Genomic DNA, 22,627 nt, shown 5'->3' on the forward strand with positions numbered 1-22,627 from the left:
CTTTCCACAGTACATCCACAGGATCTCCACAGCAGGCCCTGGTCCTGATATCATCCATTGGAAGGCAGCAGAGACTGGTATTCCGGGCGTATTGCAATCTGTAATTGATTATACGGCCACTCATACGTGAGTCGTAGCAGGTCCGACGCCCGGGGGAGAGGGTGTGCCGGGACACCGCGCCGGTCGCAGCGCGGGACCGCGCTACACGTCATTACAGGAAGCGCATGCGCCGGTGCACGCGATGGCTGCGAACAGCTAGCCCACGAGGCGACACACGCCTGTCGCGAATGCGGGGTGGATTAACCATCCATCCAACAGGGGCGGTGTCCCATTAAGAATTCATTGATTTTCACCTGATTTTGCGCAATTGTTCCATTTAGGGGCAACGATATGCCCAAGAAACCGGTTACCCCATGATGCTAGGTCCGCCGCATCTCCTGGGTCGTGGGGTCGGTCGACTGGATGCGACTTTAACGGAATCCTCGTGCCGTTGTCGCCTCCGGTCGACCCCGTTCAGCGCCGCTCCGTCACGGAGCGGCGTTTCTCATGTCAGATCCGTTCAAAAGATTGCCATAAGATACCGCTCCGGATGTTCATTTCGGCACAGCGTCCACTTCCCTGAGATGGGGAAGGGCGAGCGCCGGGCAATTCGCGGAGGACAACTTCCGGACGATGAGCCGGTCTCGACGCGAACCCCGTCCCGCAGGGCAACCGAGGAGCCGGCGGCAATAGGTGGGGACAGTTGGCGGCCGGAGCCTGTGGAAAGAAAAAGGCGCCGCGGCAATTGCCGGGCGCCTTTCTCGAACCAGTGACGATCAAGATTCACTTGATCTTGGTTTCCTTGAATTCGACGTGCTTCTTCGCGACCGGGTCGTACTTGGTCTTCGTCATCTTTTCCGTCATCGTGCGGCTGTTCTTAGTCGTGACGTAGAAGAAACCCGTGTCGGCTGTCGACAGCAGCTTGATCTTGATAGTGGTAGCCTTGGCCATGGTCGTCCTGCCTTTTACAAAAACGAAGCCGTGACGGCACTTCTGCCCCACGGCCTTGGCGCACGACCCCAAAAACGAACCGGCTTCTGGAAAGGTTCACGCGCACGTTGGATTGGTTTACAGCGACGGACAGCCTCCCGGAGAAAGCCACGCCGTAAGTTGGCGCGAAACTACAAATCGCGCCCGAAAAGTCAAGCCCGTTTTGGCCCCATAGCAATCCGGACGAGAGAAAGTGCCACGTATAAGCCGAAAAAGGACACGATAGCCCACGCAAAGCCATTCTGGCGGCCTGCATCCATGGCTGCGCCGATCACCTGCGGCCCTGCCACGGTTCCAACGGCGTAGCAGAAAACGAAGGCTGCGTTGGCGGCCGCGAGATTCGCTCCGTGCAGGCTGGATCCGAGGTGGCTCAGGCCTACAGTATAGAGGCCGGCCACGCATCCGCCCCAGAACAGCAGGACGATCGCCATCAGGATCCAGTTCTCCGCGAGCAGCGGCAGCGCCAGCGCTCCCACCATGCCAATCAGCGCCATGATCGACAGCAGCGCGCGCCGGTCCTTCATATGGTCCGACAGCAGGCCAAGCGGTATCTGGAAGAGAACGTTTCCGAGCCCCATGCTGGTGAGCAGAAGGGCGGCTTGCGATTCGGTGAAGCCGACGCGTGTCGCATAGACAGGGAAGAGGGAGAGGCCGCCGGCCTCCACCGCGCCGAACACGAAGACGGCGGCCGTAGCGGTCGGCACGAGGAAGACATAGCGCATGAAGTGCAGCTCGGGTTTCTCGTCGATAACAGGTCCTTCGTCGCGCGCGATGAAGATCGGTACGGCCGCCAGAAGGATGACGCCGGCGCCGACGGCAAACGGCAGGACGCCGTTGCTGCCGAGAAGGGAAAAGAGCAATGGTCCCGCGGCAAACCCGAGAGACAGCACGGTTGCGTAGATCCCGAGCACAAGGCCGCGGCGACGCGGTGGCGCGGCGGCGTTGATCCAGAACTCCGACAGGATGAAGAGCATCGTGATCGCGCCATGGAACACGACGCGCAACGGGAACCAGAGCCAGAAATTCTGGATGTAATAGAAGCCGAGCGCGCTGATGGCGGCAAGGACGACTGCGGCGAGCATGGTGTTGGCGGTCCCGAGGGAGTGCGCCAGGCGCGTCGTGACCGGTGCCGCCGCCATCGCCGCTATACCTGCCATGGCCGAGTTCAGTCCGATGAGGGTTGAGGAAATCCCTCGCTTTTCCATGATGATGCTCAGCAGCGGCAGACCGAGGCCCATGGCGATACCGACAGCCGATATGGCCGAGATAGCCGCAACGAGCGACGGCCAGTGAATTTCTTCCACCGGAGCCATTTGGCCGGATTGCGGCTGTGACATGCGAACTATTTCCTCAAAGTCTTTCCCGGACGAACTGTCCGCGCCGTGTATGGAAGAAAGCTGCGGCCCTTCCGTACGGCAATGACGAGTCTTCTTGAAGGCAAATTCTGAGCTCTTCAAGGATCAGGACAGTAATGTCGGCCATCTCGATGCCCGATGCGTCGAAGACATCGATCCACCTGAGGTCCTCCAGCTCGTGGTTTCCCCTGACGCTTGCCGGGTCGATTTCAGCCTCATCGGTGAAGAGGGTGAAGAAACGGGTGTCGAAGCGGCGGACATGGCCGGGCGGAGTGATGGCCCGGGCGAGAAACCTCAGGCGCGAGAGATCGGGCAGGAACGGCAACGCCGTTGTCCCGCTATCCGGCGCCGTTCCGACCGTCAATCCGGCTTCCTCATGCAGTTCGCGAAGGCCGGCGATCGCGATCGCCCGCAAGGTGGCCTGGGTCACGCGCTTGCCTGTTCTCAGCTCCAGCCGTTCCCGTGCAAGCGGATGCAGGTCGCCCGAGACAGGAATGCCGGCGTCCGTGCGATCGCGCCGCCCGCCGGGGAAGACATAGACCTCTGGCATGAAGACGTGCTTCCTGCTGCGTCGGCCCATCAGCACACGACACCCATTGTCGGAACGGTCGACGAGCAGGACGGAGGCAGCGTCCGCCGTGCGAACTGGCGCCGTCGGCATCAGCCGCGTGTGTCCCTGGCCGGGATGACGTCCATGGGCTCGTCGGCTTTTCCGTCGAAGCCGTGCAACCGCAGGGCCCATTGCAAACCAATTGTTCCGCCTTTGACAGGCTGCAGCAGAAGAAGCGAGCAGATGATGGTGATCGGCGCCCAGATTGCCATGTGCACCCATGTCGGCAGTACGAACACCAGGTCCGTCATCAGATAGCCCGTCAGCACGAGATGGCCCACGATCGTGATGACGATGTAGGGGGGCAGGTCGTCGGCGCGCTGGTGATGCATTGCCTCGCCGCAGGCGGCGCAATTGTCCACCGGCTTCAGGAAGCTCTTGAACAGACGGCCACTGCCGCACGCGGGACAGGTGTTGAGAAGGCCACGCCTGATCGATTGGCCGAGCGGCCGCTCCGCGCGCTGCTGTTCGAAATGAACCACGCCTTTTGAAGCTTCGTTCGCCTGCATGACGTTTCCTTCCTTGCCGGCGTTTCCAGCCGGCCTATCTTCTGCCGCGCGGCGGGCGTGTACCCGGCTGGCGCCTCGGGGCGCCTCGGTCCCGTCGTCCCGCCTTGTGGAAGGAGCGCACGCCCGTCGGCATCTTGCGCCCTTCGCTCAGCATCTCGAAACGGAGCGCTCCAGCGAGCGGAACGGCCTCCACGAGTTTCACGCGAACCGGGTCTCCGAGACGATATCCGAGCCCCGTCTTCTCACCGGAAAGCGCCTGGTGCGCCTCGTCATAGATGAAGTAGTCGCGCCCGAGCGTAGATATAGGCACAAAGCCGTCGGCGCCATAGTCGGGAAGGGTGACAAATAGTCCCGCCTTTGTGACGCCCGAGACGCGTGCGTCGAACTCCTCGTTCACCCGGCCGCTGAGATGGTGCGCGATCAGCCGGTCTACCGTATCGCGTTCGGCAGCCATGGCGCGGCGCTCGAACGTGGAGATTTCGGCCGCGATGTCGTCCAGTGCCGCTTCCTCGTCCGGTGTCAGCCCGCCTTCGCCGAAATGCAGTGAGCCGACCAGTGCCCTGTGCACGATAAGATCCGCATAGCGGCGGATGGGTGACGTGAAGTGGGCATACTTCATCAGGTTGAGGCCGAAATGCCCGATGTTCTCAGGGCTGTAGATGGCCTGGCTCTGCGAGCGCAGGACCATTTCGTTGACCATCTGCTCGAAGGGCTTGCCTTGTGCCTTCGACAGGATGCCGTTGAAGTGGTTCGAGCGCATGTTCCCGCCCTTGGCGAGCGAAAGGTCGAGCGTCTGAAGGAATTCGCGCAGGGTCTCCTGCTTGGCCAGGGACGGCGCGTCGTGGACGCGATAGATCAGCGCCTGGCGCTTCGTCTCCAGTGTTTCTGCCGCTGCCACGTTCGCCTGGATCATCATTTCTTCGATCAGCTTGTGCGCATCGAGCCGTGGCGGCACGATTACCCGATCGACGGTGCCGTCCTCCTTGAGGAGAATCTTGCGTTCGGGCATGTCGAGCTCGAGCGGCTGGCGGCGGTCGCGTCCGATCGTCATGATCCGGTAGGCGTTCCAGAGGGGCTTCAGGATCTGTTCGAGGATCGGACCGGTCTTGTCGTCGGTCTGGCCGTCGATCGCGGCCTGCGCCTGCTGATAGGAGAGCTTCGCGGCGCTCTTCATCATGATCCGGTGGAAGGTGTGGCCAGCTTTTCGACCTTCTTTCGAAAACACCATGCGGACGGCCAATGCAGGCCTGTCGACGCCTTCCTTGAGCGAGCACAGATCGTTCGAGATGCGCTCGGGCAGCATGGGAACCACGCGATCGGGGAAGTAGACCGAGTTGCCACGCTTCAGCGCCTCCCGGTCGAGAGCGGACTTCGGCCGCACGTAGTAGCTCACGTCGGCGATCGCGACGGTGACGATGACGCCGCCGGGGTTGTCGGGGGAGGGATCCGCCTCGGCGTGAACCGCGTCGTCGTGATCCTTTGCATCCGCCGGATCGATGGTGATCAATGGCAGGCTGCGCCAGTCCTCGCGGTTGGCCATGGTAGCCGGCCCTGCGGCCTCCGCCTCGCGGATGACCGCGTCGGGAAAGACATGGGGGATGCCGTGTGCATGGATCGCGATCATGGAGATCGCCTTCTCCGATGCCACGGATCCGACCACCGACTTGATCTGCGCGCGCGGCAGCCCGTAGCGGCCCGTCCGCACGACGTCCAGTTCGACCAGATCGCCGTCCTTCGCCCCGGCGGTATAGTCGGCATCGACGGTCATTTCCTCGCCACGCCGGTCGATCGGCATGATTCGTCCGCCGCCGCCCGGGGTCGGACGGAACACGCCCATGCCGATATTCTTGCGCTTGTCGAGCACCTTGATGATGCGCGCGGTGTAGGCGGGCCCGCCGCGTTCCTTTGCAGGAAAGATCTTGGCCAGCACGCGATCGCCGAGGCCGGCGACGGGGGCTTTCCCGGAAGATTTGCCGACGGTGGACTGGCGGATCGCCACGGCGGGCGCCACGCCGGCCTCCTCCAGCCATTCAGCGGGGCGGCCGATAAGCTCGCCGTCGACATCGCGCGTCGTGATGTCGAGGACTGTCACCGGTGGCAGGCCTCCCGGACGGGTGAGCGACTTGCGACGCTTTTCGAGCAGGCCTTCTTCTTCGAGCCTCTTCAGAAGGGCCTTCAGCTCGACACGCGTCTCTCCCTTGAGGCCGAATGCCTTGGAGATTTCACGCTTCGATGCCCGTTCCGGATTTTCCGCGATGAAACGCAGAAGCACCTCTCGCGGCGGGATTTCGCCGTGGATGATCGGTATGTCCGCGCCCGGCGCGAGCTCCCTGCCGGCCCGGCCGGACCGCGTTGAGTGTCTGGACCGGTCGCGCGGCTCGCGTGTCATCTCTGTCAGGCCTTCTTGGTCTTTGCTGCGGCTTTCGGCTTGGCCTTGGGCTTCGCTGTCTTCGTCTCGTCCGACTTCGCGGATTTCGCTGTCGCCGTCTTTGCCTTCGCCTTGGCCTTGCCAGCGGGTGCCTTGGCCGCTTTGCCGGCAATCAGCTGGAGCGCTTCTTCAAGCGTGACCGACTGTGCGTCTTGCCCCTTGGGCAGGGTCGCGTTGATCTTGCCCCAGTTGACGTAGGGACCGTACTTGCCGTCACGGACAGTGATTGCGCCGCCGTCCGGGTGGTCGCCCAGTTCCTTGAGCGCCGCAGCCGTCTTGCCGCCGCGGCCGCCCGGGCCCTTGGATTGCTTGTCGGCAATGACTGATACCGCGCGGTTGAGGCCGATCGAGAACACGTCTTCCACGGATTCGAGGTTCGCATAGGAACCGTCGTGGAGCACGAACGGGCCATAGCGGCCGATCCCGGACGAGATCATCTTGCCCGTTTCCGGGTGTGCACCGATATCGCGGGGAAGCGACAGAAGCGCCATGGCCTTCTCGTGATCGATACTCGCGGGTGTCCAGCCTTTCGGCAAGCTCGCCCGCTTTGCCTCCTTGCCGTCGCCACGCTGCACATAGGGGCCGAAACGGCCGCTGCGCAGGGTAATCTCTTCCCCGGTGTGCGGATCCTTGCCGAGCGACTGCGGTTCGCTTGAGGCAGCCGCCTCCGCATCGCCGTTGGTGTCGGAGGACAGCTGGCGGGTGTAGTTGCATTCCGGATAGTTCGAGCAGCCGACGAATGCGCCGTACTTTCCGAGCTTCAGCGAAAGCTGACCCGTGCCGCAGACCTGGCAGGTGCGCGGATCGCCACCATCGTCGCGCTTCGGGAAGACGAGAGGCGCCAGTTCCTCGTTGAGAGCGTCGAGCACGTTGGTGACGCGGAGCTCCTTGGTATCCTCGATCTGGGCGAAGAAATCGCGCCAGAAGTCACGAAGGACGTCCTTCCACTTCAGCTCGCCGGCAGAGATCTGGTCGAGCTTCTCCTCCAGGGAGGCGGTGAAGTCGTATTCGACGTAACGCGTGAAGAAGCTCTCCAGGAAGGCGGTTACGAGCCGGCCCTTCGACTGCGGGATCAGCTTGCGCTTGTCGATCACCACGTATTCGCGGTCGCGCAAGGTTGCGAGCGTTGCCGCATAGGTGGAAGGACGGCCGATGCCGAGTTCTTCCATCTTCTTGATGAGGGACGCTTCGGAATAGCGCGGCGGCGGCTCGGTGAAATGCTGCGATGCATTGATCTTCTGTTTCGCGAGATCCTCGCGCGCATTGATCTCGGGCAGGCGGCCATCCTCATCGCCGTCGTCGGACTGCTCGCCATCTTCCTTCTGGTCGGTGTAGGCCGCAATGAAGCCGTCGAAGCGGATTACCGAACCGGTTGCGCGCAGACCGGCCTTGTTGCCGGCATTGTCCGCATCGATCTCGACGGTGGTGCGCTCGATCTCGGCCGAGGCCATCTGGCTGGCAATGCCGCGCTTCCAGATGAGGTCGTAGAGGCGAAGCTGGTCGGCGTCGAGGTAGCGACGTACCTGATCCGGCGTGCGGTCGAAGTCCGTTGGCCGGATGGCCTCGTGCGCTTCCTGGGCGTTCTTGGCCTTGGTGGAGTAGAAGCGCGCCTTTTCCGGAAGGTAACGGTCGCCGAACTGGCCGGCGATCGCGCGCCGGGCTGCGTCGATCGCTTCGGGTGCCATCTGCACGCCGTCGGTTCGCATATAGGTGATGAGACCGACGGTCTCGCCGCCGATGTCGATGCCTTCGTAGAGTTTCTGTGCCACCTGCATGGTGCGCGAAGCCGAGAAGCCGAGCTTCGAGGACGCCGCCTGCTGCAGGGTCGAAGTGGTGAAGGGAGGGCCGGGGTTGCGTTTGGTCGGCTTGGCCTCGACGCTCTCGACGCGGTAGCTCGCGCCCTCCAGCAGGGTCTTGAGGCGGCCGGCTTCCTCGCCGTTGCCTATAGCCCTGGGTTGCAGACGCTTGCCGGATGCCGAGACGAGGCGTGCCTCGAACTCGTCGCCGCGCGGTGTCTTGAGAAGTGCGGAGATGTTCCAGTATTCCTCGGAGACGAACCGCTCGATTTCCGATTCACGATCGCAGACGAGGCGAAGCGCCACGGACTGGACACGCCCTGCGGAGCGTGCGCCCGGCAGCTTGCGCCACAGCACCGGCGACAGGTTGAAGCCGACGAGGTAGTCGAGCGCCCGACGGGCCAGATAGGCATCGACCAGGTCGATGTCGATGTCGCGCGGCGACTTCATGGCATCGAGGACAGCAGACTTGGTAATGGCGTTGAAGACGACGCGCTTGACCGGCTTGTCGCCGATGACCTTCTTCTTCTTCAGAAGATCGAGCACGTGCCATGAAATCGCTTCGCCCTCGCGATCAGGGTCGGTTGCGAGAATGAGGCCGTCCGAGGACTTCACTGCGTCGGCAATGTCCTTCATGCGCTTGGCGGATGCGCCATCGACCTCCCAGGACATATCGAAGTCCTCGTCGGGGCGCACCGAGCCGTCCTTTGCCGGAAGATCGCGAACATGTCCGAATGAGGCGAGGACCTTGTAGCCCGACCCGAGGTACTTGTTGATTGTCTTGGCCTTTGCAGGCGATTCAACCACTACAACGTTCATACTCTTACTCTGATGCCGGGCGCCATCTGTTGGAGGGAGGGCTGAAAACTCAACTTGCGCAGGAAAGTCGATGCCTCGAAATGAACAGTGAATGCGTCGCGGTCAAGAGGTGAGCCCAAAATAACTGCTCCACAACGCAATGCAACTAATAAGGGAAATGACGTTTATTGCAATTTAGGATTATTGCTTTATCATCCTTGAGGTGTAGAGGGCCTTGGCCACGCGTTGATTCCGCGGCCATGTTCGATCGGGAAACTGCGATGACTTCCAAATCAGCCGTATCTCCGCCTCCATCGGCCCAGACGCGGGAAAACATCACGTATATTCGTCAGATGCTTGGTGAGCTTCGTTTGGTCGCACATAGCGAAGGGGCCGATATGCTGCGCTATCTTATCGAGATGGCCTATGTCGAGGCGGGCGATATACAGGCAGGATTGCGGCCGCTCTCACCCAATCGCTAGTGAGACGAGGCCTCCCGGATAGCGATGCAACCGTCCGGCGAGGTCCAGCTCGAGCAACACCAGGTAGACCACGGACGCAGGCAACTCCGTGTGGCGCAGGATATCGTCGATCTCGACCGGCGTCGGTCCGAGGGCTTCGGTGATCCGTTGGCGATCGTCGTCATCAGGTGGTCGCTTCATGGTTTCGGGATCCGGTGGCGACGCAGGCTCTCCGGCGCCCGTCTGGCCGGAGAAGAAATCAGGTTCCTGAAGTGGCCGCAGATGGCTCAGTACGTCTTCGGATTCCGTCGCGATGATGGCTCCATCCTTCAGCAGGCCATTGGTTCCATGGCAGCGGGGGTCGAGTGGCGATCCGGGAACGGCGAAGACGAGACGGCCGAACTCCGCGGCATTTCGGGCTGTGATCAGCGAACCGGACCGGTCGGCCGCTTCGACGACGACAAGGCCCAGCGAAATTCCGGCGATGAGCCGGTTGCGGCGCGGGAAATCCCGGGCGCGCGGTTCCCATCCGAACGGCATCTCGCTGATCGCCAGCCCGTTGCCGGAGGTGATCTCGTCGAGCAGTGGCGCATTCTCGGGCGGGTAGGGCTGGTCGATACCTCCCGCAAGGATCGCCATCGTTCCTGTTTCCAGGCTGGCACGATGCGCTGCCGTATCAATCCCGCGTGCCAGTCCGGAGACGATCGCATAGCCGGCCCGCCCGATCTCGCGTGCAAGGAGCGCGGCGAACTTGCTTCCGTATATGGAGGCGTTTCGCGATCCGACGATACCGGCGGCCGGTTCGGTCGCGATGCCGGCATTGCCTTTCACCGCAATCAGCGGGGGAGCGCCGTCGATATGTCGCAGAAGGGGAGGATAGTCGGGCTCGCCGATGCCGATGAAAGCGGCCCGGTGCCGTGCCGCCATCTCGAGTTCGCGCACCGCATCGGCGTGGCTTGCTACGCGGATTGCCCTCATGGATCCGCCGCGCCTGGAAAGTTCCGGGAGCATCTCGAGGGCGGTTTCGGCACTGCCGAAATGGTTGATGAGATCGCGGAATGTCGCCGGTCCGACATTGTCGCTTCGGATCAGCCGCAGCCAGGCGATCCTCTGTTTTTCCGTCAGCGCAATGCCTGTTCCCTTGCGCTGCGGTTGTTCATCCTATCCCTTGTCCCCGATCCGGCTCTCGGTGCCGTTCAGCAGCCGGGAGATGTTGGCCTTGTGCTTCCACCAAGTCATGACTGTCAGGATGACGAAGAGAGCCGCCACCTTCTCGTGTCCGAGCGCATACAATACAACCGGACTGATCGCCGTTGCAACCAGGGCGGACAACGAGGAAAAGCGGGTGAGATAAGCGGTCGCGATCCAGATTGCGGCGAAGATCGGCATCATGACTGGGACAAGGCCAAGAAGAATGCCGAGATACGTCGCGACACCCTTGCCCCCCTTGAAGCCGAGCCAGACCGGATAGAGGTGGCCGAGGAAGGCAGCGAAGCCTGCTGCAATGCCAGCCTCGAGGCCCCAACGGGAGGCTATCGCCGCGGCAGCCGTACCCTTGAGTGCGTCCAGGGCGAGAGTGACGGCCGCAAGCTTCTTGTTTCCCGTTCTCAGAACGTTCGTTGCCCCGATGTTTCCCGAGCCGATCTGGCGCACGTCGCCGAGACCTGCCATCCGCGTGACGATCAGGCCAAAGGGTATGGAGCCCAGCAGATATCCGAAAACGAGGCTGGCGAGTGTGGCGGGCAGACCGATCTGCCAGGTCAATATGTCAGTCAATTGCGTCTCCCGGACGTCCCCCTGAGCGCCACCCCTCCGACTGGACGGGTCAGGTCGCTCTGCCTCCTGAAATGATTGCCCCGCAAGTCTGGCTCGCCTGGCGGGGCTTGCGGCCGGGCAGACGCCCCGGTCATGTCCCATTGACCGGGGAGATGCCTGGCTGTTCAGCATGCGATGTTTACCGCACCGAATGAACGCGCTTTCCTGCAACATAGGTTTGAAGCGCCCGTCCCGTAAAGCGGGCATCTTCGAAGGGTGTATTCTTGGATCGGGAGACCAGCTGATCCTTCGAGGCGATCCAGGGTTCGTCCGGGTCGATGAGCACGATGTCGGCGCGCGCGCCCGGCATGAGCGTTCCCGCATCGAGGCCAAATGTCTTGGCCGGGCGCGTCGACATGGCATCGATCAGCCGCATCAGGCTTACTTCGCCGCTGTGATGCAACCTGAGGGCCGCCGCCAGAAGGGTCTCCAGCCCGATCGCCCCGTCGGCGGCATCGGCAAAGGGCAGGCGCTTCGTATCGACGTCCTGAGGGTCATGCGCGGAGACGATGATATCGATTGCACCGCTCGCGAGTGCATCCACCATGGCCGATCGGTCGGCTTCCGCGCGCAGCGGCGGTGAAAGCTTGAAGAACGTGCGGTATTCGCCGATGTCGTTCTCGTTGAGCGTCAGGTGATTGATGGAGACGCCGCAGGTAACGTTCGCACCACGCTCGCGGGCGATCCGCACGGCTTCCGCCGATTCGGGAACGGAGATCTGCGCTGCGTGGTATGCGGCACGCGTAAGCGCCGCGATCCTCAGGTCGCGCTCCAGCGGGATGAGCTCGGCTTCGCGCGGCGTACCGGAGAGGCCGAGCCAGCTGGCAAGGAGGCCTTCGTTCATCACGCCGCCGGCGCCGAGGTGCTTGTCGCGCGTCTCGAGTGCGATGACGGCGCCGAATTCGCGTCCGTATGTCATCGCCCGGCGAAGGACCTGCGCGTTATGCATCGCATGCCGGCCGTTGGTAAAGGCGACTGCGCCTGCTGCCATGAGAAGGCCGAACTCGGTCATCTCCTCGCCCTGCAGTCCCTTGGTTAGGGCAGCGGCAGGGTGGATGTTCACGATCGCCTTGTCGCGCGCCGTCTTCAGAACGAATTCCACGAGCGCGATGTCGTCGATAACAGGATCGGTGTCGGGCATCATGATGAAGGTGGTGACACCGCCGGCCGCCGCCGCCCGGGAGGCGGATTCGATCGTCTCGCGGTGTTCCGCGCCGGGTTCGCCGACGAAGACCCGCGCATCGACCAGTCCGGGGGCTGCGATCAGCCCGCTGCAGTCCATCACCTCGGCATCCGACGGCGCGCCCTGGTTCAGTGCCGATTGTCCGGCAGCGGAGATCCGCCCGTGCTCGATGACGATCGTTCCGATTTCGTCGACGTTGCGTGAGGGGTCGATGATGCGGAGATTCTGTAGAACGGTCGGGCGGCTCATGTGCGGGGCCCCTGGTTTTGCGAAAGAAGAAGGGTTTCCATGACGGCCATGCGCACGGCGACACCCATCTCGACCTGCTGTTCGATGACGCTCTGGGGACCGTCGGCGATTTCCGAGGCAATCTCGACACCGCGGTTCATCGGCCCCGGATGCATGACGAGCGCGTCTTCCTTGGCCGCCTTGAGCTTCTCTGCGTCGAGGCCGTAGTAGTGGAAATACTCGCGAACCGACGGGACGAAGGCGCCGGACATGCGCTCGCGCTGGAGGCGGAGCATCATGACGACGTCCGCATCCTTCAGGCCTTCCGCCATCGAATGATAGACCTCGGCCCCCATCTCGGCGATGCCGGTGGGCAACAGTGTCGACGGCGCCACGACCCGGACCCGCGCGCCCATCTGGTTGAGGAGAAGGATGTTTGAACGGGCGACGCGCGAGTGCAGCACGTCGCCGCAAATCGCCACGATGATCCGCGACAGCTTGCCTTTGGCGCGCCGGATGGTGAGCGCGTCGAGAAGCGCCTGCGTCGGATGCTCATGCTGCCCGTCGCCGGCATTGACGACGGAGCAGGAGACCTTCTGGGCGAGCAGGGCGGCGGCACCGGCCGAGGAGTGGCGCACGACCAGCACGTCCGGATGCATCGCGTTCAGCGTCATCGCGGTGTCGATCAGCGTCTCGCCCTTCTTCACGGAGGAGTTCGAAACCGACATGTTCATCACGTCGGCGCCGAGCCGCTTGCCGGCGAGTTCGAATGAGGACTGCGTGCGCGTGGAGGCCTCGAAGAACAGATTGATCTGGGTAAGGCCGCGAAGGGTGGAGGTTTTCTTCTCCCTTTGGCGACTTATCTTGACGGCCTCGTCTGCCTTGTCGAGCAGGAGCGTAATTTCCTGTTCGGTCAGACCCTTTATGCCGAGAAGGTGGCGATGCGGAAAGAAATCCATTGGGACCCGCCTCAACTTTCGTGGATACGCGCGGTCTATAGTTGCTCCCACCGGCGGCGGCAAGGCGGCACGGCGGCTTCCGTTCCGTCCTCGTCGTTTTATTCCAGAGTTTTGAATGTCGCGGCTGCCGACCCCGTTTCACGCCGCAATCACTTAGGATAGAACCCGGGCATGACTCGCGAAAACCGCAACGAACAGAAACTCGCCGAACTGAACCAGCCCAAGCTTTGGTCCGGCATCAACGCCTACAGAACCGATCCGCTTCTCGTGGACGCGACCGCGTCCATGCCGAAGGCGTTGCGTGACGAATTCGACGTGATCGGCCGGTATGTGACCTCGCCCGAGGCGCAGGAACTGGCGCGCATGGCGAATCAGGGCGTGCCCGAGCTACGCACGCACGGGCCGCGCGGCGAGCGGATCGATGTCGTCGATTTTCACCCGGCCTGGCACGCGCTTATGCGGCGTTCGATGACGAACGGCCTCAATTGTTCGGTCTGGGAAAACGTCGCGGATGAGCAGGGCCGGGCGCACCGCGCACGCGCTGTTCGCTTCTACCTGACGGCGCAGCTCGAATGTGGCCATCTGTGCCCTCTCACCATGACGAGCGCCTCCGTTGCGGCTCTTTCCGCCTCGCCTGCCGTTCAACGGGAGTGGGGGCGCCGCGTTCTTTCCCGCAAGTACGATTCCGCCAACAAGCCGGCCACCCAGAAGAGCGCGGTGACCATCGGCATGGGCATGACGGAAAAACAGGGCGGAACCGATGTCCGCGCCAACACCTCGACCGCCGAGCGCGTCGGGGAGGGGATCTACCGGCTGAGCGGCCACAAATGGTTCATGTCGGCGCCGATGAGCGACGCCTTCGTCATGCTCGCCAAGACCCGCGAAGGGATGGGATGTTTTCTGGTGCCGCGCCTGCTCGAGGACGGCTCCCCCAACGGCCTGCGCCTGCAGCGGTTGAAAGACAAGGTCGGCAATCGCTCCAACGCTTCGTCGGAGGTCGAGTTCTCCGAGGCGTTCGGCTTCCTGCTCGGAACCCCGGACGGCGGCATTCGTACGATTCTCGACATGGTGACGCTGACGAGGCTCGATTGCGCCCTCGCTTCGGCCGGCATCATGCGGGCATCGCTCGCCGAGGCGGTGCACCATGCCCGCGGACGCAACGTCTTCGGCAAGGTGTTGGTCAGCCAGCCGATCATGACCCGCGTGCTTGCCGACATGGCGCTCGACGTGGCCGGAGCGAGTGCGCTCGCCTTCCGGCTTGCGGAGGCCTTCGACAAGGCGCCGACAAGTGCCGAGGATGCGGCCTACGCACGCGTCATGACACCGGTCGTGAAGTACTGGTGCTGCAAGATCGCGCCGGCCCTGATCTACGAGGCGATGGAATGCATCGGAGGCAGCGGCTACGTCGAGGAGCGCCCAATTGCCCGCCACTATCGCGAGGCTCCGGTCAATGCGATCTGGGAAGGGTCGGGCAATGTCATGGCGCTTGATCTTCTCAGGGTGCTGAGCCGCGGTCGGGACCTCTTCGAACTCGTATTCGCTACCCTGACCCGCGACCTCGGCGCTGCAGGAAAGAAGACGGTCGACGTATTGCGTGCGGCCATGTCGCTTTGCGAGCGGGACGAGGGGGCGGCACGCATGCTTGTCGAGCAACTGGCGCTCGCTGCTGCCGCCGCAGAACTCTATCGCGTAGGCGCCGGTCGTATAGCCGACGCCTTCCTGGAGACGAGGCTCGCCGCCGGCTGGCGTTCCACTTATGGGATGCTCGATTCCCGGTTCGACTCAGCCCAGATCGTCGATCTTCTCTACCCGCCCGCCGCATAGGCCGGGCCAGACCTCGCCAGAGCTCATATAGTAAAGATAGAGCATGCCGTCGCCGGCTTCGGCGTCGCATTGCTTCGGACCCTTTCCGCAGGGCGGGGGAGGCCGGCTAAATGCTGTTCCTGAGGGACGGTCAGCCCGGCGTTCTTGTCCATCCCTCCCATCGACACTTGATTGCTCCGGGTCGTGGAACCGAACCGGCAACGGTGCGTTTTCGCCCGCGAGTTGCCGAGTGGTTTGCGTTTTCGCCCGCATTGTCCTCACGCGAAAGCGTCCGCTGTGGAAATTAACCTTAACAATTGGTTTACGTTGCGTGGAAAGCGTTAACGGGCCAAGGTCATATAAACAATGCGTTAACCAGCACCGGAGAATGGATTGCCAATGGCCAGAGCGGCCTCAATCGCGGTCATGACGACCTTCTTTTCCTGCCTGGCGCTGGATATCACCGTGCCGGCGGTCTTCCTGCCGGTCCTACTCGGTTTGGGCGAGGCGGGCTTGAAACTCGCCGACGGCTTTGGCCGTCAAGCGAGGATCGCATGAAGTGGTTCCTGATCCTGTGGGCCGGCCCGATCGCGCTGCTCGGCAGCTGGTACGGTCTGTCCTACTACGACATGAGCTTCGGCATTTTCATGCTGACGCGCGATGCGCATGATCTTGTGTTTCGCATCTACGGGCACATTCTCGGCGTGCCGCCGGAAGTCCTTCCGCCGCTCGTCGCACGCGCCATCGTCGTCGACAGCCTTGTCGTATTCGCTGTGATCGCGTTTCGCCGGCGGGCCCGCATTCGCGCCTGGTGGCATGCGCGCAAGGCGGCCGCTCAGCCGTCCGAGCCGTTGCGGGCAAGCGAGGAGAGCCTGTCGAGCGCTCCCTGAAGGATGAAGGATGCGGCAGCGGAATCAATCCGCTCCGCGCGCTTCTTGCGAGAAACGTCCATCTCGATGAGGGCCCTTTCCGCGGCGACGGTCGAAAGCCGCTCGTCCCAGTATACGAAAGGGATCTCGGTCTTCTCGACCATGTTGCGCACGAAGGCGCGCGTTGCCTGCACACGCGGTCCGGCGCTTCCATCCATGTTGACGGGAAGGCCGATGACGAAGGCGACGACCTTCTCCTTGTGGGCGAAGGAAAGCAGAGCTTCCGCATCCACCGTGAATTTCACGCGCTTCAGCACCGGACGGGGTGTCGCCAGCCGACGTCCGAGATCGGAGAGAGAAAGCCCTATCGTCTTGGTGCCGAGATCGAGACCGGCAACGGCCTCGCCGGGGCCAAGCTTCTCTGCCAGTTCCTCGATCGATAGAATTGCCATTGACTTCCGATTCCCACTTTCATTCCCAGTGCCTTGGATCCATATGCTGGTCGCAGGGAGCATCCTGCAAGGAGAAATTTCATGAAGATCACCTGGCTCGGCCATTCGGCCTTTCACATCGAGACGGCAAACGCGAAAATCCTGATCGACCCGTTCTTCACCGGTAACCCGGCCTTCGATGAGGCGACCCGCCGCGATGCCGTCGCCGGCCTTACCCACGTTCTGCTGACCCACGGACATGGCGACCATGTCGGCGATACGATCGCGATTGCCAAGGAGACCGGTGCCACGGTCCTCGCCAATGCGGACCTCGCGGCCTGGCTTGGCTCCAGGGGCGTCTCCAAGCTGGAGATGGGCAACACAGGTGGCACGGTTCACTTCGATGGTTTCTCCGCGACCTTCGTCAATGCACTGCATTCGTCGGCGCAGATCACCGAGGACGGCGTTTCCCATTCTCTCGGCAACGCCAACGGCCTCGTCCTGCATTTCGAGGACGAGCCGACGCTATATCACATGGGTGACACGGACATCTTCTCCGACATGGCTCTGATCAACGAGCTGCACATGCCCGAGATTGGCCTCGTGCCCATCGGCGACCGTTTCACCATGGGAGGAGCCGTGGCTGCTCTTGCCTGCCAGCGCTACTTCAAGTTCGAAACGGTCATTCCGTGCCACTACGGCTCGTTCGGGATCATCGACAAGACGGCTGACAAGTTCGTGGCCGGCATGGACGGGGTCGCAACGAAGGTAGAGGTGGCCAAAGTCGGCGTCGGCCTTTCGCGTTGACAGCGAAAATGCCCGGTGAGGCGCAAGCGTGGGCATTCCCCCGTTGCGCCTCTGATGCTTGGTCATTATAGCGATAGCAAATTTTCTGCCGGAGAACGCCCATGTCCGTAGATCTTGCCACCGTGAAGCGCGTGGCGCACCTTGCTCGCATCGCAGTCACCGAAGAGGAGGCCAGCCGCATGACGGGCGAGCTGAACGCCATTCTCGGCTTCGTGGAGCAACTCTCGGAAGTGGATGTCGAAGGCGTCGCTCCGATGACGTCGGTTACTCCGATGGAGATGAAGGAGCGTGTCGACGCGGTAACGGACGGCAACAAGGCCACCGATATCGTTGCCAATGCACCCGTTACCGACCGCAACTTCTTCCTCGTGCCGAAAGTGGTGGAGTAAATCTTGGCCATCACCCTCGCAGTCGAGAGCCCGCTGCAGGACGACGTTCGTGATCTCGTCGCGGATCTGAACGACACGCTGCTGGCACTTTCGCCTCCGGAAGCCTGCTTTCATCTTACGGTGGAGCAGATGGCCGAGCCGTCCGTGACCGTCTGGATCGCCCGTGATGGCGGCGAAGTGGTCGGATGCGGTGCGCTGAAGCGCCATTCCTCGACCGTTGGCGAGGTGAAGCGCATGTTCACCCGCCCGCAATGGCAGGGGCAGGGGGTCGGCAAGGCGATCCTCTCCCGGATCATCGCGGCTGCAGAATCCGAGAATCTCGCCACGCTGGTGCTGGAAACGGGGGACCGCCATCCGGCTGCCTGGGCACTCTACGAGAAAGCCGGCTTCTCGCTTTGCGGCCCGGTTCTCGACTATCCGGCTTCGCCTTATTCAGTGTTCTACCAGAAGCAGCTTTGCGCTGCGTGACCGAAGTGATTTCACCATGACCGATCTTACCCGCCTGACCATTGCCGAAGCCCGCGAAAAGCTCGCTGGCAAGGAGATCACTGCCGTCGAGCTGACGGATGCCTACCTTGCGGCGATCGAGGCTGCGAACGGGGCGCTCAATGCCTATGTCACGGTGACGCCTGAGAAGGCCCGCGAGATGGCAAAGGCATCCGACGACCGCATAGCCGAGGGCAAGGCGGGAGCGCTCGAAGGCATCCCGCTGGGCATCAAGGACCTCTTCGGGACGGAAGGCGTTCATACCCAGGCTTGCAGCCACATCCTCGACGGGTTCAAGCCGCGATACGAATCGACCGTGACCCAGAACCTCTGGAACGATGGCGCCGTCATGCTCGGCAAGCTGAACATGGACGAGTTTGCCATGGGCTCGTCGAACGAGACCTCGTTCTACGGTCCGGTGAAGAACCCCTGGCGCGCAAAGGGCTCGAACCTGGACCTCGTGCCGGGTGGGTCGTCCGGCGGCTCGGCTGCTGCCGTGGCCGCGTTCCTCTGCGCCGGCGCCACCGCGACGGATACGGGCGGCTCGATCCGCCAGCCTGCGGCCTTCACGGGTACCGTCGGCATCAAGCCGACCTACGGACGATGCTCGCGTTGGGGCGTAGTCGCGTTCGCGTCCTCGCTGGACCAGGCTGGCCCGATTGCCCGCGACGTCCGCGATGCGGCTATCCTCCTGAAATCCATGGCAAGCGTCGATGCGAAGGACACCACCTCCGTCGACCTGCCGGTGCCGGACTATGAAAAGTCGATCGGACAGTCCGTGAAGGGCATGAGAATCGGTATCCCGAAGGAGTACCGCGTCGACGGCATGCCGGAGGAGATCGAAGCGCTCTGGCAGCAGGGCATCGCCTGGCTCAAGGAAGCGGGCGCCGAGATTGTCGACATCAGCCTGCCCCACACGAAGTACGCGCTGCCGGCCTACTACATCGTCGCCCCCGCCGAGGCATCGTCGAACCTTGCCCGTTACGACGGCGTTCGCTACGGCCTGCGCGTCGAAGGCAAGGACATCGTCGACATGTACGAGAAGACGCGCGCCGCCGGCTTCGGCAAGGAGGTCAAGCGCCGCATCATGATCGGCACCTACGTGCTTTCGGCTGGTTACTACGATGCGTACTACCTACAGGCTCAGAAGGTCCGCACGCTGATCAAGCGCGATTTCGAACTCGTCTTCAATGCCGGCGTCGACGCCATCCTGACGCCCGCCACCCCGTCCTCGGCCTTCGGCATCGCCGACGAGGATCTCGCCGCCGATCCGGTGAAGATGTACCTGAACGACATCTTCACGGTGACGGTGAACATGGCGGGTCTTCCGGGCATCGCGGTTCCCGCCGGCCTCGACCACAAGGGCCTGCCGCTCGGCCTGCAGCTCATCGGCAAGCCGTTCGATGAAGAGACGCTCTTCAAGACGGCGCACGTCATTGAACAGGCAGCAGGTCGCTTCGCACCCACCAAGTGGTGGTAATTTCCTGATCGCGCCGCCGTCCCCGATGGCGGCGCGACCTGCGGCATAGGTTCCGCCCCAGCTCCTGTACCGAAGGTTCGGTACCTCGACGACCCGCGCTCGTTCGCAGGTTGCAGTTGCCCCTCGCCAAACGATGATTCGGATGGTTTGATGATTGCCGGGGAAAGGGGCCGGCTTCATGATCAGCATTCGAAATGCGCGACAGCATGAGGTTTCTGCGCTGGCGGATATCGGCATGCTTGCCTGGGAACAGGCGGTGCTCGGCGTTGCCGACCTCGATGCGCTGAGAGAGAACGCGCGCAACGCCTTCGCCGCATTCCTCAGCAGGCACTGGTCCACGGTTATCGCTGCGGAACTGGATGGCGTGCTTGCCGGCTGGGCGGCCCGCGAGGCAATGGACGAGGAGATCACCGACCTCTGGGTTGCGCCACAGGCGCAGCGGCAGGGGATCGGTTCGGCTCTTCTTTCAGCTGTAGAGGCCGAAATGGTGGAAGCCTCCCATGAGGCGGCAGGATTGCAGACCCACGCCCGCAACGCGCTGGCGCTCTCCTTCTTTCGCAAACACGGCTATTCGGTCAGCTGGCTGTCCGTTGCCTATTCGCCCAAGCTCGACCGCGACGTCGAGTCGATCGGGCTGCGCCGCAACCTGGTGGAGGATGAGCCGCTCGGCTACGGATCGAACGGCTTCTGAGCATTTTTCGGACAACCCGACACGCCGGAAGACGTGCGCGACCGAAGTCGCGCACGCACTTGTCAACAATTGTCGAGCTGGGACCGTACCAGGACGAGCCCACGCCCGGTGATCCGATAGGGTCTTCCGCCGCTGGACGAGATGCATTTGCGTCGCTTCAGCTTTCTAAACAGCTCGATGTCGAGGCCGTTGGCCCGCCAGCCGTCGCGCGTGATGCAGAAGACGTTGATGATGGTGCGGGTTTCGTCCCGCTCGAGTTCGATCCTGCCGCCTTGGGCGAGCAGATGGAGAATGCGCTGTTCTGCGTGGGAAATATCCATATCGGTGAAGTCCATAGGGGCGTTCTTCGAGAACGCGAAAAAACGATCCGCCAGGCTATGCCAGGCAGGCTGAAGCGTTTTTCCCGGCCCATGCGCGCAAGATGAATTTGCGGGCAGGGCCCTTAGCGGGACTCTCTCGAAGAGTGCATGAAATGCTCCCCATATTGGACGCGCCGAACTTAGGAAGTCGCGCCAGGGCGGTCAAGGTGCCTGTGCGATCACCCGGAAAAACCAGTCTGGCGCTAAGATCGAGATGATCGCCAGCGCAAGTTGACAGCCGATGATGAGCTTCAAGATGGAGGCGAACGGCTCCTTGCGCGTCTTGTGACGCAACAAGCGTTGGGCAAGAATGGCGCCGGGGCTTCCGCCAACGAGGGCCAAGCCGAGAAGCGTGCGTTCCCGCACCCGCCATTCTCCGGCGCGGGCTGCTTCCTTGTCCCACCAGAAGACGAGGAACGTTAGAAAATTGATCGCCACAAGGGCGACGGCAATCGGCAAGGCGCTCATCGTTCAAGCATAGCCGGTGCCCGTTAACGCCTCGCTCACGGATTTTACGGGGGCGCTATCGTTGCAGCCGGGCGTGGGAGGGCGAAAGCCTTGCGCCACAGGCCCATATGGTCTACCGACACAGTTCGAAAATCAGCCACCCGAAGCGATCTTCAAAGAGCTAATCATGACCATTGTCGACGTCCGCATCTCCGATCCGAAACGCTACATCCCCGGTGCCACCGGCGACTGGGAGGTGATCATCGGCATGGAGGTGCACGCGCAGGTCACCAGCAGCTCGAAGCTCTTCTCCGGTGCTGCCACGGAGTTCGGCAATGCCCCGAACGCCAATGTTTCTCTCGTAGATGCGGCCATGCCCGGCATGCTTCCGGTGATCAACGAGGAGTGCGTGAAGCAGGCGGTTCGCACCGGCCTCGGCCTCAAGGCGCAGATCAATCATCGCTCCGTCTTCGACCGCAAGAACTACTTCTATCCGGACCTGCCGCAGGGCTACCAGATCTCGCAGTACAAGGATCCCATCGTCGGCGAGGGCAAGATCACGATCTCGATCGGTCCTGACCGCCAGGGCAACTTCGAGGACGTGGAGATCGGAATCGAGCGCCTCCACCTCGAGCAGGACGCCGGCAAGTCCATGCACGACCAGCACCCCACGATGTCCTACGTGGATCTCAACCGTTCGGGCGTCGCGCTGATGGAAATCGTGTCGAAGCCGGATCTGCGGTCCTCGGATGAGGCCAAGGCCTACCTGACCAAGCTGCGGACCATTCTGCGCTATCTCGGAACCTGCGACGGCAACATGGACGAAGGCTCGATGCGCGCGGACGTGAACGTCTCCGTCCGCCGGCCGGGTGAGGGATTCGGCACGCGCTGCGAGATCAAGAACGTCAACTCCATCCGCTTTGTCGGACAGGCGATCGAATATGAAGCGCGTCGCCAGATCGGCATTCTGGAGGACGGCGGCTCGATCGACCAGGAAACCCGCCTTTTCGATCCCGGCAAGGGTGAGACGCGTTCTATGCGCTCCAAGGAGGATGCGCACGACTATCGCTATTTCCCCGATCCGGATCTTCTGCCGCTCGAGTTCGACAATGCGTTCGTCGGCAAGCTGCTTGCCGATCTGCCGGAGCTGCCCGACGACAAGAAAGAGCGATTTGTCAAGGATCTCGGCCTTTCAGTCTACGACGCCTCGGTTCTGGTGTCCGAGAAGGCAATTGCCGACTACTTCGAGGCTGTGGCCGCTGGCCGCGACGGCAAGATCGCCGCGAACTGGGTCATCAACGACCTGCTCGGCGCCTTGAACAAGGCCGGCAAAGGCATTGAAGAGACGCCTGTTTCTCCGGTCCAGCTCGGCCAGATCATCGATCTGATCAAGGATGGCACGATCTCCGGAAAAATCGCCAAGGACCTCTTTGAGATTGTCTGGAACGAGGGCGGTTCTCCCACGGAGATCGTCGAGTCACGCGGCATGAAGCAGGTGACCGATACCGGCGCCATCGAGAAGGCCGTCGACGAGATCATCGCCGCCAATCCCGACCAGGTGGCCAAGGTGCAGGCAAAGCCCTCGCTTGCCGGCTGGTTCGTCGGTCAGGTCATGAAGGCAACGGGCGGCAAGGCCAACCCGCAGGCCGTTCAGGCGCTCGTCAAGGCCAAGCTCGGCCTCGAGGACTGACCCC

Annotated in this window: 23 protein-coding genes; 10 read left to right on the top strand and 13 right to left on the bottom strand. The window is 62.5% G+C overall.

Annotated elements, in window-relative coordinates; translation table 11 throughout:
• Nucleotides 1-822 precede the first annotated feature (822 nt).
• From rpmG to topA, 6 genes are all read right to left on the bottom strand, one after another.
• Nucleotides 823-990, bottom strand: coding sequence for a 50S ribosomal protein L33 (rpmG, locus tag F3Y30_RS11150; RefSeq protein WP_006727600.1), 168 nt, complete (start codon nt 988-990; stop codon nt 823-825).
• A 191-nt stretch (nt 991-1,181) separates the two neighbouring features.
• Nucleotides 1,182-2,366: an MFS transporter gene (locus F3Y30_RS11155; RefSeq protein ID WP_203422809.1), complete on the bottom strand. Its 1,185-nt coding sequence runs from the start codon at nt 2,364-2,366 to the stop codon at nt 1,182-1,184.
• Between the two features lie 13 nt (nt 2,367-2,379).
• Nucleotides 2,380-3,045: a hydrolase gene (locus F3Y30_RS11160; RefSeq protein ID WP_246752710.1), complete on the bottom strand. Its 666-nt coding sequence runs from the start codon at nt 3,043-3,045 to the stop codon at nt 2,380-2,382.
• A complete protein-coding gene (locus F3Y30_RS11165; protein ID WP_203422811.1) occupies nt 3,045-3,503 on the bottom strand; it encodes a DUF983 domain-containing protein in 459 nt (152 codons plus the stop codon). The genes F3Y30_RS11160 and F3Y30_RS11165 overlap by 1 nt, the downstream gene beginning before the upstream one ends.
• A 34-nt stretch (nt 3,504-3,537) precedes the next feature.
• Complete coding sequence (gene rnr / locus F3Y30_RS11170) at nt 3,538-5,892, bottom strand: ribonuclease R (RefSeq protein ID WP_203422812.1); 2,355 nt, start codon at nt 5,890-5,892, stop codon at nt 3,538-3,540.
• 5 nt (nt 5,893-5,897) lie between these two features.
• Nucleotides 5,898-8,546 carry a type I DNA topoisomerase gene (topA, locus tag F3Y30_RS11175; protein ID WP_203422813.1) on the bottom strand — a complete coding sequence of 883 codons (2,649 nt, stop codon included), beginning with the start codon at nt 8,544-8,546 and terminating at the stop codon, nt 5,898-5,900.
• 260 nt (nt 8,547-8,806) lie between these two features.
• On the opposite strand from topA, the gene F3Y30_RS11180 reads away from it, so the two are divergent.
• Nucleotides 8,807-9,007, top strand: a complete 201-nt coding sequence (locus F3Y30_RS11180; protein WP_203422814.1) for a hypothetical protein — start codon at nt 8,807-8,809, stop codon at nt 9,005-9,007.
• Here the strand turns inward: F3Y30_RS11180 and dprA are convergent.
• From dprA to F3Y30_RS11200, 4 genes are all read right to left on the bottom strand, one after another.
• Complete coding sequence (gene dprA, locus F3Y30_RS11185) at nt 8,993-10,117, bottom strand: DNA-processing protein DprA (protein ID WP_203426579.1); 1,125 nt, start codon at nt 10,115-10,117, stop codon at nt 8,993-8,995. The two genes, F3Y30_RS11180 and dprA, sit on opposite strands and share 15 nt — an antisense overlap.
• A gap of 30 nt (nt 10,118-10,147) precedes the next feature.
• Nucleotides 10,148-10,753: a glycerol-3-phosphate 1-O-acyltransferase PlsY gene (gene plsY / locus F3Y30_RS11190; protein ID WP_246752970.1), complete on the bottom strand. Its 606-nt coding sequence runs from the start codon at nt 10,751-10,753 to the stop codon at nt 10,148-10,150.
• A gap of 187 nt (nt 10,754-10,940) precedes the next feature.
• Nucleotides 10,941-12,233, bottom strand: a complete 1,293-nt coding sequence (locus tag F3Y30_RS11195) for a dihydroorotase (protein ID WP_203422815.1) — start codon at nt 12,231-12,233, stop codon at nt 10,941-10,943.
• Nucleotides 12,230-13,171, bottom strand: coding sequence for an aspartate carbamoyltransferase catalytic subunit (locus tag F3Y30_RS11200; RefSeq protein ID WP_203422816.1), 942 nt, complete (start codon nt 13,169-13,171; stop codon nt 12,230-12,232). The genes F3Y30_RS11195 and F3Y30_RS11200 overlap by 4 nt, the downstream gene beginning before the upstream one ends.
• Before the next feature lie 171 nt (nt 13,172-13,342).
• Here F3Y30_RS11200 and F3Y30_RS11205 point away from each other — a divergent pair, with 171 nt between their 5' ends.
• The 3 genes from F3Y30_RS11205 to F3Y30_RS11215 all read left to right on the top strand — a co-directional run bounded on the left by F3Y30_RS11205 (nt 13,343) and on the right by F3Y30_RS11215 (nt 15,864).
• Entirely contained in the window at nt 13,343-14,995 is a 1,653-nt protein-coding gene (locus F3Y30_RS11205; protein ID WP_203422817.1) for an acyl-CoA dehydrogenase family protein, read from the top strand.
• Between the two features lie 378 nt (nt 14,996-15,373).
• Complete coding sequence (locus F3Y30_RS11210; RefSeq protein ID WP_203422818.1) at nt 15,374-15,532, top strand: hypothetical protein; 159 nt, start codon at nt 15,374-15,376, stop codon at nt 15,530-15,532.
• Nucleotides 15,529-15,864 (top strand): DUF6105 family protein, encoded by a 336-nt coding sequence (locus F3Y30_RS11215; RefSeq protein ID WP_203422819.1) that lies wholly within the window; start codon nt 15,529-15,531, stop codon nt 15,862-15,864. The genes F3Y30_RS11210 and F3Y30_RS11215 overlap by 4 nt, the downstream gene beginning before the upstream one ends.
• Here F3Y30_RS11215 and ruvX read toward each other — a convergent pair.
• Nucleotides 15,810-16,295, bottom strand: a complete 486-nt coding sequence (gene ruvX, locus F3Y30_RS11220) for a Holliday junction resolvase RuvX (protein WP_203422820.1) — start codon at nt 16,293-16,295, stop codon at nt 15,810-15,812. The two genes, F3Y30_RS11215 and ruvX, sit on opposite strands and share 55 nt — an antisense overlap.
• An 81-nt stretch (nt 16,296-16,376) precedes the next feature.
• Here ruvX and F3Y30_RS11225 point away from each other — a divergent pair, with 81 nt between their 5' ends.
• The 5 genes from F3Y30_RS11225 to F3Y30_RS11245 all read left to right on the top strand — a co-directional run bounded on the left by F3Y30_RS11225 (nt 16,377) and on the right by F3Y30_RS11245 (nt 20,127).
• On the top strand, nt 16,377-17,081 hold the full coding sequence (locus F3Y30_RS11225; RefSeq protein ID WP_203422821.1) for a metal-dependent hydrolase: 705 nt from the start codon (nt 16,377-16,379) through the stop codon (nt 17,079-17,081).
• Nucleotides 17,082-17,182: 101 nt separating this feature from the next.
• Nucleotides 17,183-17,470, top strand: a complete 288-nt coding sequence (gatC, locus tag F3Y30_RS11230) for an Asp-tRNA(Asn)/Glu-tRNA(Gln) amidotransferase subunit GatC (protein WP_203422822.1) — start codon at nt 17,183-17,185, stop codon at nt 17,468-17,470.
• 3 nt (nt 17,471-17,473) lie between these two features.
• On the top strand, nt 17,474-17,938 hold the full coding sequence (locus F3Y30_RS11235) for a GNAT family N-acetyltransferase (protein ID WP_203422823.1): 465 nt from the start codon (nt 17,474-17,476) through the stop codon (nt 17,936-17,938).
• 16 nt (nt 17,939-17,954) lie between these two features.
• Nucleotides 17,955-19,436, top strand: coding sequence for an Asp-tRNA(Asn)/Glu-tRNA(Gln) amidotransferase subunit GatA (gatA, locus tag F3Y30_RS11240; RefSeq protein WP_203422824.1), 1,482 nt, complete (start codon nt 17,955-17,957; stop codon nt 19,434-19,436).
• 178 nt (nt 19,437-19,614) lie between these two features.
• A complete protein-coding gene (locus F3Y30_RS11245) occupies nt 19,615-20,127 on the top strand; it encodes an N-acetyltransferase (protein WP_203422825.1) in 513 nt (170 codons plus the stop codon).
• A gap of 62 nt (nt 20,128-20,189) precedes the next feature.
• On the opposite strand, the gene F3Y30_RS11250 is transcribed toward F3Y30_RS11245, so the two are convergent.
• Nucleotides 20,190-20,447 carry a YjhX family toxin gene (locus F3Y30_RS11250; protein ID WP_203426581.1) on the bottom strand — a complete coding sequence of 86 codons (258 nt, stop codon included), beginning with the start codon at nt 20,445-20,447 and terminating at the stop codon, nt 20,190-20,192.
• Nucleotides 20,448-20,648: 201 nt separating this feature from the next.
• Nucleotides 20,649-20,954 (bottom strand): DUF1294 domain-containing protein, encoded by a 306-nt coding sequence (locus F3Y30_RS11255; RefSeq protein WP_203422826.1) that lies wholly within the window; start codon nt 20,952-20,954, stop codon nt 20,649-20,651.
• Between the two features lie 166 nt (nt 20,955-21,120).
• Between F3Y30_RS11255 and gatB the strand changes: the two genes are divergently transcribed.
• Nucleotides 21,121-22,623 (top strand): Asp-tRNA(Asn)/Glu-tRNA(Gln) amidotransferase subunit GatB, encoded by a 1,503-nt coding sequence (gene gatB / locus F3Y30_RS11260; RefSeq protein ID WP_203422827.1) that lies wholly within the window; start codon nt 21,121-21,123, stop codon nt 22,621-22,623.
• Nucleotides 22,624-22,627 lie beyond the last annotated feature (4 nt).

It is taken from the genome of Sinorhizobium sp. BG8 (assembly GCF_016864555.1).
In the GTDB taxonomy this organism is placed as follows: Bacteria; Pseudomonadota; Alphaproteobacteria; order Rhizobiales; family Rhizobiaceae; genus BG8.